General features: G+C 70.5%; 10 protein-coding genes. 3 read left to right on the top strand and 7 right to left on the bottom strand.

The genetic code is table 11. The features are described from left to right. The first annotated feature begins 121 nt into the window (after positions 1-121). Positions 122-601, top strand: coding sequence for a hypothetical protein (locus ACIPFH_RS16575; RefSeq protein ID WP_401827180.1), 480 nt, complete (start codon positions 122-124; stop codon positions 599-601). Here the strand turns inward: ACIPFH_RS16575 and ACIPFH_RS16570 are convergent. The 3 genes from ACIPFH_RS16570 to ACIPFH_RS16560 all read right to left on the bottom strand — a co-directional run bounded on the left by ACIPFH_RS16570 (position 557) and on the right by ACIPFH_RS16560 (position 3,732). Then, complete coding sequence (locus ACIPFH_RS16570; RefSeq protein ID WP_401827179.1) at positions 557-1,654, bottom strand: IS630 family transposase; 1,098 nt, start codon at positions 1,652-1,654, stop codon at positions 557-559. The genes ACIPFH_RS16575 and ACIPFH_RS16570 overlap by 45 nt on opposite strands. Positions 1,655-1,914: 260 nt before the next feature. Then, complete coding sequence (locus tag ACIPFH_RS16565) at positions 1,915-3,093, bottom strand: acyl-CoA dehydrogenase family protein (RefSeq protein ID WP_356253807.1); 1,179 nt, start codon at positions 3,091-3,093, stop codon at positions 1,915-1,917. 246 nt (positions 3,094-3,339) lie between these two features. Then, complete coding sequence (locus tag ACIPFH_RS16560) at positions 3,340-3,732, bottom strand: ferredoxin (protein ID WP_401827178.1); 393 nt, start codon at positions 3,730-3,732, stop codon at positions 3,340-3,342. 147 nt (positions 3,733-3,879) lie between these two features. Between ACIPFH_RS16560 and ACIPFH_RS16555 the strand changes: the two genes are divergently transcribed. Beyond that, positions 3,880-4,245, top strand: coding sequence for a DUF6479 family protein (locus tag ACIPFH_RS16555; protein WP_356253802.1), 366 nt, complete (start codon positions 3,880-3,882; stop codon positions 4,243-4,245). A gap of 157 nt (positions 4,246-4,402) precedes the next feature. Here ACIPFH_RS16555 and ACIPFH_RS16550 read toward each other — a convergent pair whose 3' ends face one another. Next, positions 4,403-6,787 carry an ATP-binding cassette domain-containing protein gene (locus tag ACIPFH_RS16550; RefSeq protein ID WP_401827177.1) on the bottom strand — a complete coding sequence of 795 codons (2,385 nt, stop codon included), beginning with the start codon at positions 6,785-6,787 and terminating at the stop codon, positions 4,403-4,405. Positions 6,788-7,112: 325 nt separating this feature from the next. Here ACIPFH_RS16550 and ACIPFH_RS16545 point away from each other — a divergent pair, with 325 nt between their 5' ends. Beyond that, positions 7,113-9,071, top strand: a complete 1,959-nt coding sequence (locus ACIPFH_RS16545) for a PAS domain S-box protein (RefSeq protein WP_401827176.1) — start codon at positions 7,113-7,115, stop codon at positions 9,069-9,071. Here ACIPFH_RS16545 and ACIPFH_RS16540 read toward each other — a convergent pair. From ACIPFH_RS16540 to ACIPFH_RS16530, 3 genes are all read right to left on the bottom strand, one after another. Next, positions 9,055-10,032, bottom strand: coding sequence for a RimK family alpha-L-glutamate ligase (locus ACIPFH_RS16540; RefSeq protein ID WP_401827175.1), 978 nt, complete (start codon positions 10,030-10,032; stop codon positions 9,055-9,057). The genes ACIPFH_RS16545 and ACIPFH_RS16540 overlap by 17 nt on opposite strands. 335 nt (positions 10,033-10,367) lie before the next feature. Further along, entirely contained in the window at positions 10,368-12,752 is a 2,385-nt protein-coding gene (locus tag ACIPFH_RS16535; RefSeq protein ID WP_401827174.1) for a phosphoketolase, read from the bottom strand. A 289-nt stretch (positions 12,753-13,041) separates the two neighbouring features. Beyond that, on the bottom strand, positions 13,042-13,503 hold the full coding sequence (locus ACIPFH_RS16530; protein ID WP_401827173.1) for an RpiB/LacA/LacB family sugar-phosphate isomerase: 462 nt from the start codon (positions 13,501-13,503) through the stop codon (positions 13,042-13,044). Positions 13,504-13,624 lie beyond the last annotated feature (121 nt).

Below are 13,624 nucleotides of genomic sequence, written 5' to 3'. Positions count from 1 at the left end.
GCTGGCAGTGAGATCCCTGAACTTCTTCAGGTCTGGTGTCGTCTTGTGGGATGAGGACAACCGGAAGCCGCGGGACGCACACTCGGCGCGAGATACCTTGAGATGGAAGGGTCATCCCCGGATGTTCAGTGAGAAATCCTCGCGTCAGCTGGGTCGTGCCTTCGTGGTGCTCGCCGTGGTGCTTGTCATCTGGATCTTCGAGATGGGAGCTGCCCCACGCGGCCATGCCGAGGTACGCAACTGGTCCAGTTCCTGGATCGGACTCGACGTGCTGGAAGTGCTCGGGCTGCTCGCGACGGCTGTCCTGCTGCGCACCCGATCGGCCTATCTGGCTCCGGTCGCTTCCGCAGCTGCCACACTGTTCGCCCTCGATGCCTGGTTCGACGTGATGACCGCCCTTGCCGGGAGTGACTGGTACACCGCAATGGCCTTTGCGGTCATCGCGGAGATCCCGCTGGCCGTGACGCTCGGCGCAATCGCCGTCATCGCGCCGCGTCGTGTCTTTCCCGGTGGCCCGCGCCTGGTGCGTGCGGCCCGGCGACAACAGCAAGAACACTCAGGCAGCTCTGACCGGGTATTCGGTCCAGGAGCGAATCGGTGAGTCGGGCGCGAAGGCTCTCTTCGGTTCGGCGCGGGCATTGCGCCAGCGGACATAGGCGGCGATGGCCGCGTTCTGCTCGTCGTGGCTGCGATGGTCGGTGCCGTTGAGGGCGAAGTAGCGCAGGGCCGCGAACTCGGCCTCGATCCAGTTCAGCCAGGAGCCATAGGTCGGCAGGAAGACCAGCTCGATGTCGTTGTCGGCCGTCCAAGCGCGGACCTTCGCATGCTTGTGCGGGGAGAAGTTGTCCAGCACTACATACAGCTTCTCCCCGGGCCAGCGGGCGCGCAGGGCCTTGAGCAGGCCGAGGAACTCCCGCCACCGCTTGCGCGGGCGGATGCGGTAGTACAGCCTGCCGGTGGCCAGATCGAGGGCGGCAAGCATGTGCCGCACACCGCCGTAGCGGTTGTAGGTGGCCCGCAGCCTGCGAGGACGCCTTACCGGCCCCCACGCCTTGCCCTTGCGGGGCATCAGGTTCAGCGGTCCGAACTCATCGACGCATATCACCCGCCCCTCGGCGGGCGGGGTGTCGTACAGCGCCAGGACCCGGTGCATCTTGGCAATGAAGTCCGGGTCGGTCGACGCCTTCCAGGTGGTGGTGGTCTTCCAGGAGACCTTGCCGGCACGCAGGATCCGGCGCAGGGTTTCCCGGCTGATGGTCGGCACCACCTTCTGCTTGACCAGGCACTGGGCGAGCTTGGCGAGGCTCCAGGTGGAGAAGGCGGTGATCTGCCAGTCGGCGGGGGACGTCCGAGCGATCGGGCAGATGTGCTCACGCACCTTGTCACTGGTCGTCTTGGGGCGTCCCCCGCTCCATTTTGGGTCCAGTGCACTGAATCCCTGCTCGTTGAAGGCGTGGATGACATCGCGGACGTAGTCCTCGCCGACCTGCATCAGCGTGGGGATGTCCTTGACCGTTTGGCCCTGGGCGGACATCAGCACCACAATCGCCCGGCGGAGTTTCACCGGGTCCTTCGCGGTCCGGCTGATCCGCTGCAGCTTCCGGCCCTCCTCCATGGTCACCGGCCGGACGAACACACTCGGTCGACGTCCCACGACCACCTCCAAGATCAGGTCTTGGAGACAGTCTGCTGGCCGACAAATGGCAGGTCGATTACCGGGCCAAGGCTGCGTGACAAGCCACTAGTAGGGGACACGAACGCACAGCACGCCCGAACCTCACCAGCCCTGAAGAAGCAGCAGGTCAGCCGCCTCAGACAGTCTGCAAGCCAGGTCCGCTACCCTCGGGTCCGCACCTCGCTACGGTGCCAACTGTGCCGCTTTTGTGCCAACTAAAAAGCCTCGTCACAAGGAGGCTAACGCCGCACCCGTGGCATGCCCAGGCCGATCCAGGAGATGATCTCCCGCTGGATCTCGTTGTTGCCGCCGCCGAAGGTGAAGATCACGGCGGAGCGGTAGCCGCGTTCGAGTTCGCCGTGCAGCACGGCGCCGGCCGAGCCCTCCTGGAGCGCTCCGGGCGCGGCGACGACCTCCATCAGCCAGGCGTACGCGTCCCGGCGGGCCTCCGAGCCGTAGACCTTGACGGCGGAGGCGTCCTGCGGGGTGAGGGTGCCGTTCTGGAGGGCGCCGACCATCTGCCAGTTGAGGAGCTTGAGCGCGTCGAGCTTCACATGGGTCTGTGCGAGCCGGCGGCGGACCCACGGCAGGTCGACCACTCGACGGCCGTCGGCGAGTTTGGTCTCCGTGGCCCAGCGCTGCACGTCGTGCAGGGCGCGGATCGCCATCGTGCCGTGCGCGGCGAGGGTCACGCGCTCGTGGTTGAGCTGGTTGGTGATCAGCCGCCAGCCCTGGTTCTCGGCGCCGACGCGCCGGGAGACGGGGACTCGCACGTTCTCGTAGTAGCTGGCGGTGGTGTCGTGGGAGGCGAGGGTGCGGATGACCGTGCAGGAGTATCCGGGGTCGCCGGTCGGCACGAGCAGCATGGTGATGCCCTTGTGCGGCGGGGCCTCGGGGTCGGTGCGCACGGCGAGCCACACCCAGTCGGCGGTGTCTCCGTTGGTGGTCCAGATCTTCTGCCCGTTGACGACGTAGGTGTCGCCGTCGCGCACCGCGCGCGTCTTGAGGGCGGCGAGGTCGGTGCCCGCGTCGGGTTCGCTGTAGCCGATGGCGAAGTCGATCTCCCCGGCGAGGATCTTCGGCAGGAAGTACGCCTTCTGCTCGTCCGTGCCGTAGCGCATGATCGTCGGTCCGACCGTGTTCAGCGCCATCAGGGGCAGCGGCACACCGGCCTGGGCGGCCTCGTCGAAGAAGACGAACTGCTCGATCGGGGTGAGGCCGCGGCCGCCGTACTCCTCGGGCCAGCCGACGCCGAGCCAGCCGTCCGTGCCGAGGCGGCGGATCGTCTTGCGGTAGAAGCGCTTCGCGGCGACCGGGTCGATGTGCCGGGCGTAGGCGTTGTGCGGCACCAACTCGGCGAAGTAGGCACGCAGTTCGGTGCGCAGCCGCAGCTGCTCGGGCGTGTGGTCGAGGTGCACGGCGCCTCCTGGCTCCCCAAGGCCGGTCCTGACGGCGCACACGGTAGAACGTGTTGCAGAAATTGGGAATGCCGGGGACCTTATTCGCCGGACGGCGTTCCGAGCGGCCGGCGCGGGACGCAGGCCGTCCGGTCGACGCGGGACGCGTACGAGCCGGTCGACGCGCGACGCGTACGAGCCGGTCGCCGCGGGACGCGTACGAGCCGGTCGACGCGGGACGCGTACGAGCCGGTCGACGCGGCCGCCTCAGGCCAGCGTCGCCATGAATTCCGTGCAGGCCTCCGCACAGGCGCGGCAGGCGGCGGCGCCCTCCGCGGCTCCGGGGTGCTTGTCGAAGACGTGCGCGCACTCCAGGCAGACGGTCCGGCACCATTCGAGCTGGGCCCGGATGCCGGCCTCGTCCAGGCGGTTGTCCTCGGACAGGACGCGGCAGGTCGCGTCGCACACTTCCGCGCACATGATGCCCTTGCGGCGCAGCAGTTCCTGCTCTTCGGTCCCGCCCGGCTCCACGAGGCTCGCGCGCAGCGCACAGGCTCGCGCACACTCCGTGCATGCCTGGGCGCATGCGAAGCGGTCCTCCAGGAACCGGAAGAGATCCTGTTGCGATGTCTGGTACGTCTGGGATGTCGTCGAAGTCACGCCTGACGGGTAGCCGGTCGAGGCGGCACGAAACCCGTGGAACCGGGCCGGGGGCGGCATCGCTCGCCGCGCGCGAGGAGCCGCGGACGGAAAGTAGCGGGCCCGGAATGGCAGGTTCACGGACTATTGGTGGGGTATTGAGATGATATGAACACCGCAAGCCTGCAATTGGCCGCCGCGAGCGGTCTGCTCAGTCTCGGAATGTTCGTCGTCGGGATGGTCCTCGTGGCCGTGCTGGGCGGCAGCTTCTGGCTGGGCACGCGTGTGAAGTCGCGCGAGCCGGCCCGGCCGCGCCCCGAGGAACAGCCACACCTGCCGCCGGGCGGCGCGGTGCACGAGATCCGGGAGAACCGGGAACCCGACGAGGTGCCCCGGATGGCGAAGGGCGGCCGCCCCCTGACCCCGTACGAGCTGACCAATATGCAGACCCGGTCCAGCACGGACCAGAAACGGCCACGCTGGAGCCGCGGCAGCAGCGGCTCCTTCGGCGGGGGCGGACTGGGCTCCCACTGAGCCGGACCGGCGCGGCAGGGCGAAGCCGACCGGCCCTGGTCGGCGTCGGCACCGGGCCATACGGGAGGAGTCGGGGGGGGGGGGGGGGGGCGCCCCCCCCCGGCCCCCCCCCCCCCCCCCGCCGCTTCGGGCTGCCTCGCTCTCCGGACCGCCTCGCTCAGGCGCCGACGTAGTCCGCGAGGTGTTCACCGGTGAGGGTGGAGCGGGCGGCGACCAGGTCGGCGGGTGTGCCCTCGAAGACGATCAGGCCGCCGTCGTGGCCCGCGCCGGGGCCGAGGTCGATGATCCAGTCGGCGTGCGCCATCACCGCCGGGTGGTGCTCGACGACGATGACCGACTTGCCGGCGTCGACGAGCCGGTCGAGCAGGCCCAGCAGTTGCTCCACGTCGGCGAGGTGCAGGCCGGTGGTCGGCTCGTCGAGGACGTAGACACCGCCCTTCTCCCCCATGTGGGTGGCCAGCTTCAGCCGCTGCCGCTCGCCGCCGGACAGCGTGGTGAGCGGCTGGCCGAGGCTGAGATAGCCGAGCCCGACGTCGGAGAGCCGGCCCAGGATGCGGTGCGCGGCCGGCGTGCTCGCCTCGCCGGCGCCGAAGAACTCCTCGGCCTCGGTCACCGACATCGCGAGCACCTCGCTGATGTCACGGCCGCCGAGGTGGTACTCGAGGACCGCGGCCTGGTACCGCCTCCCCTCGCACTCCTCGCAGGTGGTGGCCACGCCCGCCATCATCGCCAGGTCGGTGTAGACGACGCCCGCGCCGTTGCAGGTCGGGCAGGCGCCCTCGGAGTTGGCGCTGAACAGTGCCGGTTTCACGCCGTTGACCTTCGCGAACGCCTTGCGGATCGGGTCGAGCAGTCCGGTGTACGTCGCCGGGTTGCTGCGCCGGGAGCCGCGGATCGCGCCCTGGTCGACCGAGACCACGCCCTCGCCGGCCGGGATCGAACCGTGCACCAGCGAGCTCTTGCCGGAGCCCGCGACACCGGTGACGACGGTCAGCACCCCGAGCGGGACGTCCACGTCGACGTTCCGCAGGTTGTGCGCCGTCGCGCCACGGATCTCCAGCGCGCCGGTGGGCTTGCGCACCGCCTCCTTGACGGTCGCCCGGTCGTCGAGATGGCGGCCGGTGATGGTGTCGCCGGCCCGCAGCCCCTCGACGGTGCCCTCGAAGCAGACGGACCCGCCCGCGGTGCCGGCCCCGGGGCCGAGGTCGACGACATGGTCGGCGATCGCGATGGTCTGCGGCTTGTGCTCCACGACCAGCACCGTGTTGCCCTTGTCCCGCAGGCGCAGCAGCAGATCGTTCATCCGGCTGATGTCGTGCGGGTGCAGGCCCGTGGTGGGCTCGTCGAAGACGTAGGTGACGTCGGTGAGCGAGGAGCCGAGGTGGCGGATCATCTTCACGCGTTGCGCCTCACCGCCGGACAGTGTGCCCGACGGCCGGTCGAGCGAGAGATAGCCGAGGCCGATCTCCACGAACGACTCGAGGGTGTGCTGGAGCGCGCCGATCAGCGGCGCCACCGACGGCTCGGCGAGACCGCGGACCCAGTCGGCCAGGTCGCTGATCTGCATCGCGCAGGCGTCGGCGATGCTGATCTTCTCGATCTTCGACGACCGGGCACCCTCGCTGAGCCGGGTGCCGTCGCACTCGGGGCAGACGGTGAACGTCATCGCCCGCTCCACGAACGCCCGGATGTGCGGCTGGAGCGCGTCGATGTCCTTGGCCAGCATCGACTTCTGGATCTTCGGGATCAGGCCCTCGTAGGTGAGGTTGATGCCGTCGACCTTGATCTTCGTCGGCTCCTTGTGCAGGAGGTCGTGCAGTTCCTTCTTGGTGAACCTGCTGATCGGCTTGTCCGGGTCGAAGAAGCCGCACCCGCCGAAGATGCGGCCGTACCAGCCGTCCATGGTGTAGCCGGGGATGGTGAGCGCGCCCTCGTTGAGCGACTTGCTGTCGTCGTAGAGCTGGGTGAGGTCGATGTCGGAGACCGTGCCGCGGCCCTCGCAGCGCACGCACATGCCGCCGGTACGGGAGTAGGTGGCCTTCACCGTCTTCTTCGCACCGCGCTCGACGGTGATCCCGCCGCTCGCCCGGACCGTGGCGGTGTTGAACGAATACGCGGTGGGCGGGCCGATGTGCGGCTGCCCGAGCCTGCTGAAGAGGATGCGCAGCATCGCGTTGGCGTCGGTGGCGGTGCCGACGGTGGAGCGGGGGTCGGCGCCCATCCGCTGCTGGTCGACGATGATCGCGGTGGTCAGTCCTTCGAGCACGTCGACCTCGGGCCGTGCCAGCGTCGGCATGAAGCCCTGCACGAAGGCGCTGTAGGTCTCGTTGATCAGCCGCTGCGACTCCGCGGCGATCGTGTCGAACACCAGCGAGCTCTTGCCCGAGCCGGAGACGCCGGTGAACACCGTCAGGCGGCGCTTCGGGATCTCGATGCTGACGTCCTTGAGGTTGTTCTCCCGCGCGCCGTGCACGCGGATCAGGTCGTGACTGTCGGCAACGTGCTGCGCAGGCGGCGTGTCCGTGCTCTTGGCCATGCTCATCGTCTCTCCATCTGTCGCGCGGACCGCCTTCGCGGGCCTCGGCGTCGCCTGGCTCGTTCTGACCGACGCAACGCTAGTCGTGACCACCAGGTCGGCGCTTCTCGAATCCTGATCGGTTTGTCGCGTTCAGGTTCGGACAGGCCGCGGACAGTAAACGACAACGCGGAGTGCGAGCGGGCCGGAGGCGCTGAGATGACTTGATTCGTCGTGCGGGATGAGGTGGAAGATGGCCGACGTGATGCGGGCGGAACCGGCGCGGCACGCGGGGGCGGGGGCTGGGGCGGGGGCGGGGGCAGGAGCGGGAACAGGCACCGCGAAGCGGAGCGTGAAGCAGAGCGTGAAGCCGAAGGCCCAACAGAAGGTCCGACAAAAGGTCCAGCAGAAACGGTGCGGCTGCGGAGCGTCCCCGCCCGAGGACGCGGTCGGCGGGGCCGAGGAACGCTTCCGGGGGCTGCTGGAGGCCGCGCCGGACGCCATGGTCATCGTCGACGACACGGGCACCATCCGACTCGTCAACGCCCAGACCGAGGCCCTGTTCGGGCACGGCCGCGAGGAACTGCTCGGCCGTCCGGTCGAGTTGCTGATCCCGCACCGGTTCCACGGCCAGCACACGGCGCACCGCAGCGGCTACACGACCAACCGCCAGGTGCGTCCGATGGGCGCCGGACTCGAACTGCACGGGCTGCGCAAGGACGGCACGGAGTTCCCCGTCGAGATCAGCCTCAGCCCCCTGGAGACCTCGGACGGTCTGCTGGTGTCGGCGGCCGTGCGCGACGTCAGCGACCGCAAGGCGGCCGAGGCGCGCATCAACGAGCTCGCCGCACTCGTGGAGTCGTCGCAGGACGCGATCCTCGCCAAGACCCTGGACGGGTACATCACCTACTGGAACGCGGCCGCGCAGCGCCTGTACGGGTACACGGCCGAGGAGGCCATCGGCCGGCATGTGTCGATGCTGGCGCCGCCGGAGCTGCGGGGCGAGGTGCGCGAGCTGCTCGAGCGACTGCGACACGCCGAGAAGGTCGAGCACTACGAGACACTGCGGCTGACCAGTGCCGGGGAACTGCTGGACGTGGACGTCACGTTGTGGCCGACCCGCGACACGCACGGCACCGTGGTCGGCACCTGCGCGATCGTGCGGGACATCAGCGACCGCAAGCGCGCGGAGGCCGAGCTCACGGTCCTGTACGAACAGCAGCGGCACATCGCCCTGACCCTCCAGCGCAGTCTGATGGGCACCCCGCCCGCCCTGCCGGGACTGGCCACCGCGAGCCGCTACCGGCCGGCCACCCAGGGCGCCGGGGTGGGCGGTGACTGGTTCGACCTGATCCCGCTGGGCGCCGACCGGGTGGGCGTGCTGATAGGCGATGTCATGGGCCGTGGGCTGGAAGCGGCCGCCGTGATGGGCCAGTTGAGGTCGGCCGCGCATGCGCTGGCCAAGACCGGTATGCAGCCGCGGCAGCTGATGCGGGCGCTGGACACCTGCGTCGCCGACCTCGACGTACCCGACCAGCTCGTCACCTGTTGCTACCTCGTGATCGCCCCGGACACGGGTACGGTGACGGTGTGTTCCGCGGGACATCTGCCGGTCCTGGTGGCCGGGGTGGGCGAGGGCATCAGCCCCCTGCCGTGTCCGGTCAACGCTCCGCTCGGCGTGGGCGACATCCTGTACGAGGAGTCCAGTTCGGAGATACCGCCGGGTGCCACGCTGGTGCTCTACACGGACGGACTGATCGAGACGCCGGGCAGCGACATCGAGGTACGCATCGGCGAACTGACCGGGCTGCTGGGTGAGTTGTTCATCGGCACCCCGTGTCTGGAGGCGGCGGCGGACCATGTCCTCGCGGGCCTGCTGCCGGACGCCGAGGGCCACAACGACGACGTCACGCTGCTGCTCGCGCAGCTGCCGGCCGCGCCGCTGGCCGCCGTGACCACCCACTTCCCGGCCACCCCGGCGTCCGTGCCGGAGGGGCGCGCCTTTCTGCACAAGGCGCTGACCTCCTGGAACTGTACGAACAGTGCCGACGACGCGCTCCTGCTGCTGTCGGAGACGCTGACGAACGCCGTCCAGCACTCGGAGGGCCCGGTCGGCGTGCATCTGCACCGCACGGCCACCGATCTCACGGTCGAGGTCAGCGACCGCAGCCCGCAGTTTCCCCAGCCGCGGCTGGCGGTGGAGGACGAGGAGTCGGGCCGCGGCCTGATCCTGGTCCGTGCCCTCGCCGCCGACTGGGGGGTGCGGCCGACGGACGAGGGCAAGACGACCTGGTTCACGCTGAAGCTGTGAGCCCCCGGGGCGGGGCGCCGAACGCCGGCGCGAAGGCGTCCAGGTGCGCCTGGACGTACGGCACGGCGACCGCCCGGAGTTCGAGTTCGCCGTCCACGAAGGCGGGCTGGACGTTGACCTCGAAGACGACCCCGCCGTTCTCCGCGGCCAGGTCGACACCGGCGAAGGGCAGCCCGACCGACGCGGTGGCCGCGACGGCGAGTTCGGCGAGCCGGGGCTGCAGCTCCGACGGGGCGAGGTGGACGGCGGTGGCGCCCTGGCAGGTGTTGCAGGGGGTGTCGGTCGCGGGCTGGAGGTGCTCGCGGGCGTGCACGACACGGTCGCCCAGGACGAAGACGCGGAACTGGTGACGCAGGCCGTCGGCGGTGATGTTGCCCGCGTCGCGGGAGAGGAGCCAGTCGGTGCCGCGCCCCGCGTAGTAGGCGACGGCCTCCTCCAGTTGGGCCGGGGTGGTGACATGGAAGGTGTCGTTGCCGCCGGTGCCGACGACGGGCCGGGCCCAGGTGTCGCGCCCGAGCCGGTCGAACGTCTCGGCCGCCTCCCGCGGGGAGGGCCGCGACAGCACGGCGGTCTCCATCTGCGCGACACCGTCCCGCACGAAGCGTTCGACGGTGAGGTTCTTCTCGGTCGCGGTCCGCCAGGCGTCGGGGCCGGCGGCGAGGGTCACCACGTCGTGGCTCTCCAGGAGCTCCTGGAAGCCGGCGAGGGCCCGCCGGTGGTGCGGCGGGATCTCGTAGAGCAGGACGACGTCGGGCACGAAGTCCAGCTGCTCCTCGGGCACCTGGAGCCGTAACCGGCCGCCGTCGCGGACGCCCCGGCCGGTTCCGCCGGTCGCGAAGTGCCGGGAGTCGATCCGGACGGGCGGTGCGCCGGTGAGCAGTTCCACGGCGTCGGCGAGGTACTCACGGCAGCCTTCCGGCGAGGTGGGGTCGGCGATCAGGGCGATGCACGGTCGGGACACAACGGCCTCCAGTGGCTCTCGACGCGCGCTCGTACCGCGGGCAGCCCACACACGGCCCGAGCGGTGTCACGGATGGTGCCTGTCGCGCGGGTGGTCGTCGCGCCCGTCGCCCCGAAAGCCGCTCCGGTGCGCGGCCATGCCGGGCAGGCGGCGAGGACGACTGGTGACCACGGGGTGGGACTCGCCCCGCCGGATCCGCGTGCAGGGCCGGCCGACCACTGTAAGCACCCGGCGGGACGCCTCACCAGGGCGCACGACGGCCTGCCCGCCGCCCCTTCCTCTGCGCCGTCCGCCCCGGTCCGTGCGCCCCGCCCGGTAGCGGGTGAGCTGCCGTCTCAGCCGTCCCAGACCCAGTCGGTGACCTCGGGAAGGTCGGTGCCGTGGGTGCGGATCCAGTCGTGGTGGCGCAGTCGCGCGTCCTCCATCCGCTGGCGTACGGCGGCGGCGCGCACGGCGAGGCCGGGGACGCGGTCGATGACGTCCATGACGAGGCGGTAGCGGTCGAGGTCGTTGCGGACGACCATGTCGAACGGTGTCGTCGTGGTGCCGATCTCCTTGTAGCCGCGCACATGCAGGTTCCTGTGGCCGGTGCGGCGGTAGGCGAGCCGGTGGATCAGCCAGGGGTAGCCGTGGTAGGCGAAGACGACCGGTTTGTCGGTGGTGAAGAGTCCGTCGTACTCGAAGTCGCCCATGCCGTGCGGGTGTTCGCCACTGGGCAGGAGGCGGGCGATGTCGACGACGTTGACGACCCGGACGGCGAGGTCGGGCAGGTCGCGGCGCAGCAGCTGGGCGGCGGCCAGCACCTCCTCGGTGGGAACGTCACCCGCGCAGCCGAGCACCACGTCGGGTTCGCGGGTGCCGTCCTCGGTGCCGGCCCAGTCCCAGACGCCGGCGCCCCGCGCGCAGTGGGCGCGCGCCTGTTCCATGGTCAGCCAGTCGAAACAGGGCTGCTTCCCGGCCACGATCACATTGACGTAGTCGCGGCTGCGCAGCGCGTGGTCGGCCACCGACAGCAGGGTGTTGGCGTCCGGCGGCAGATAGACCCGTACGGCTTCGGGGCTCTTGTTGAGGATGTGGTCGACGAAGCCGGGGTCCTGGTGGGAGAAGCCGTTGTGGTCCTGGCGCCAGACGTGGGACGTGAGCAGGTAGTTGAGGGAGGCGACGGGCGCGCGCCAGGGCAGCCTCCGGGTGACGCGCAGCCACTTGATGTGCTGGTTGACCATCGAGTCGACGATGTGCGCGAACGCCTCGTAACAGGAGAACAGGCCATGACGGCCCGTCAGCAGATATCCCTCCAGCCAGCCCTGGCAGGTGTGTTCGGAGAGAATCTCCATCACCCGGCCGTGCCGGTCGAGGTTCTCGTCCACCTGGAGGGTCTGCGCCTGCCAGGCCTTGCCGCTCGCGCCGTAGACGGCCTGGAGACGGTTGGACGCGGTCTCGTCGGGGCCCACGAGACGGAAGTCCCGCCGGTCGGCGGTGCTCCGCATGACCTCCTCGAGCAACCCGCCCAGCACACCCGTGGGTTCGTGCCGGGTGGTGCCGGGCTTGTCGACCGTGACGGCGTGCGACTCCGGTTCTGGCACGGGCAGTTCGCGCAGCAGCAGCCCGCCGTTGGCGTGCGGGGTGGAGCCGAGGCGGCGGGCGCCGTCGGGGATCCAGGCGAGAACGTCCAGGCGGGGCCCGCCGTGTGCGTCGAAGAGTTCCTCGGGCCGGTAGGAGCGCAGCCAGGCCTCCAGCTGGCGCAGGTGTTCGGGGTTGTCGCGGACGGCGGACAGCGGCACCTGGTGCGAGCGCCAGGTGCCCTCGACGGGCAGCCGGTCGACGTGGGCGGGGCCGGTCCAGCCCTTCGGTGTGCGCAGCACGATCACCGGCCAGCGCGGGCGCTCGCCGGAGCCCTCTTCGCGGGCGGCGCGCTGGAGGGCGGCGATGCGGTCCAGCGCGGTGTCCATGGCCTGCGCCATCGCGCGGTGGACGGCGTTGGGTTCGTCGCCCGTGACATGGATCGGGTCGTGGCCGTAGCCGCGCAGCAGCTCGTCGAGCTCGGGCTCGGGGATCCGGGCCAGCACCGCGGGGTTGGCGATCTTGTACCCGTTCAGGTGCAGGATGGGCAGGACCGCTCCGTCGTGGACCGGGTCGAGGAACTTGTTGGAGTGCCAGGAGGCGGCCAGCGGCCCGGTCTCGGCCTCGCCGTCGCCGATCACGCAGGCGACGAGGAGGTCCGGGTTGTCGAACGCCGCGCCGTAGGCGTGCGCGAGGGAGTAGCCGAGTTCGCCGCCCTCGTGGATCGAGCCGGGCGTCTCCGGAGCGACGTGGCTGGGGATGCCGCCGGGGAAGGAGAACTGCCGGAACAGCCGGGCCATACCGGCCGCGTCGCGAGTGACGTCCGGATACGTCTCGGTGTAGGAGCCCTCCAGCCACGAGTTGGCGACGACCGCGGGGCCGCCGTGGCCGGGGCCCCAGACGCACAGGGCGTTCAGATCACGCTCGCGGATGACACGGTTGAGGTGGGTGTACACGAGGTTCAGCCCGGGAGAGGTCCCCCAGTGGCCCAGCAGCCTGGGCTTCACGTGCTCCGGCCGCAGCGGCTCGGTGAGCAGCGGGTTGGCCATGAGGTAGATCTGCCCGACGGACAGGTAGTTCGCGGCGCGCCAGTGGGCGTGCAGCGTCCTGAGCTCGTCGTCGCTGAGCCGGGCGGACGTCGCTTGCGGGTCGACGGACATCTCGGGTTCCCTTCCGGATCGGGTCGCTCGGAGGTGGGTGCCGGTCCGTACCTCCCCACCCTCCCCCGGCGCCGGGTACCCGGTAGGGCCGAGCGACCCATACGGAGGAGCGAAGCCGTCCATACGAGGGGCGCGTGTCCAGGGACCCTGGGCATGACCCCAGGGATCCGGCATCGACCTGGGGACCCGGGCATGACCCCAGGATTCCGGCATCGACCTGGGGACCCGGGCATGACCCCGGGGACCGGCACCCGGGCATGACCCCAGGGACCCGCACCCGGGCATGACCCTAGGTACCCGGGCGCGCCCGGCCGGCGTCGAGGCTGTCGACATGGGCCACGTTCCGCCGGTCCTCGGCGTCCCCGCCGGCCTCGGCGGCGAACCAGGCGTCGAGGATCTCCTTGAGCAGTGGTTCGGAGGTCAGACGCAGGCTGAGGGCGAGGACGTTGGCGTCGTTCCAGCGGCGGGCGCCGTCGGCGGTGTAGGAGTCGGCGCACAGGGCGGCCCGGACACCGGCCACCTTGTTCGCGGCGATCGACGCGCCGGTACCGGTCCAGCAGCACACCACCGCCTGGGCGGAGGTCCCGTCGGCCACGTCCCGGGCCGCCGCCTCCGAGCACACCGCCCACTGTGGATCGTCGCCGGGCCGCAGCGCGCCGTACGGCACCACGTCGTGCCCGCGCCCACGCAGCTCGGCGACAAGAGCGCGGGCCACTGGTTCGTCCATGTCCGAGGAAACGGAGATCCGCATGCCCGCGAGCCTACTGACGAAAGGCCGCGGGGGCACGGGCCGACGTCGGCAGGGCGACAGGGCGACAGGGTCACAAGGCCACAAGGCCACAGGGCCGCACCCGGGCGCCCGCCCCACGAGC

It is taken from the genome of Streptomyces sp. NPDC088157 (genome assembly GCF_044741545.1).
Lineage (GTDB): Bacteria > Actinomycetota > Actinomycetes > Streptomycetales > Streptomycetaceae > Streptomyces.
This window is presented reverse-complemented; position numbering and strand designations above follow the sequence as displayed.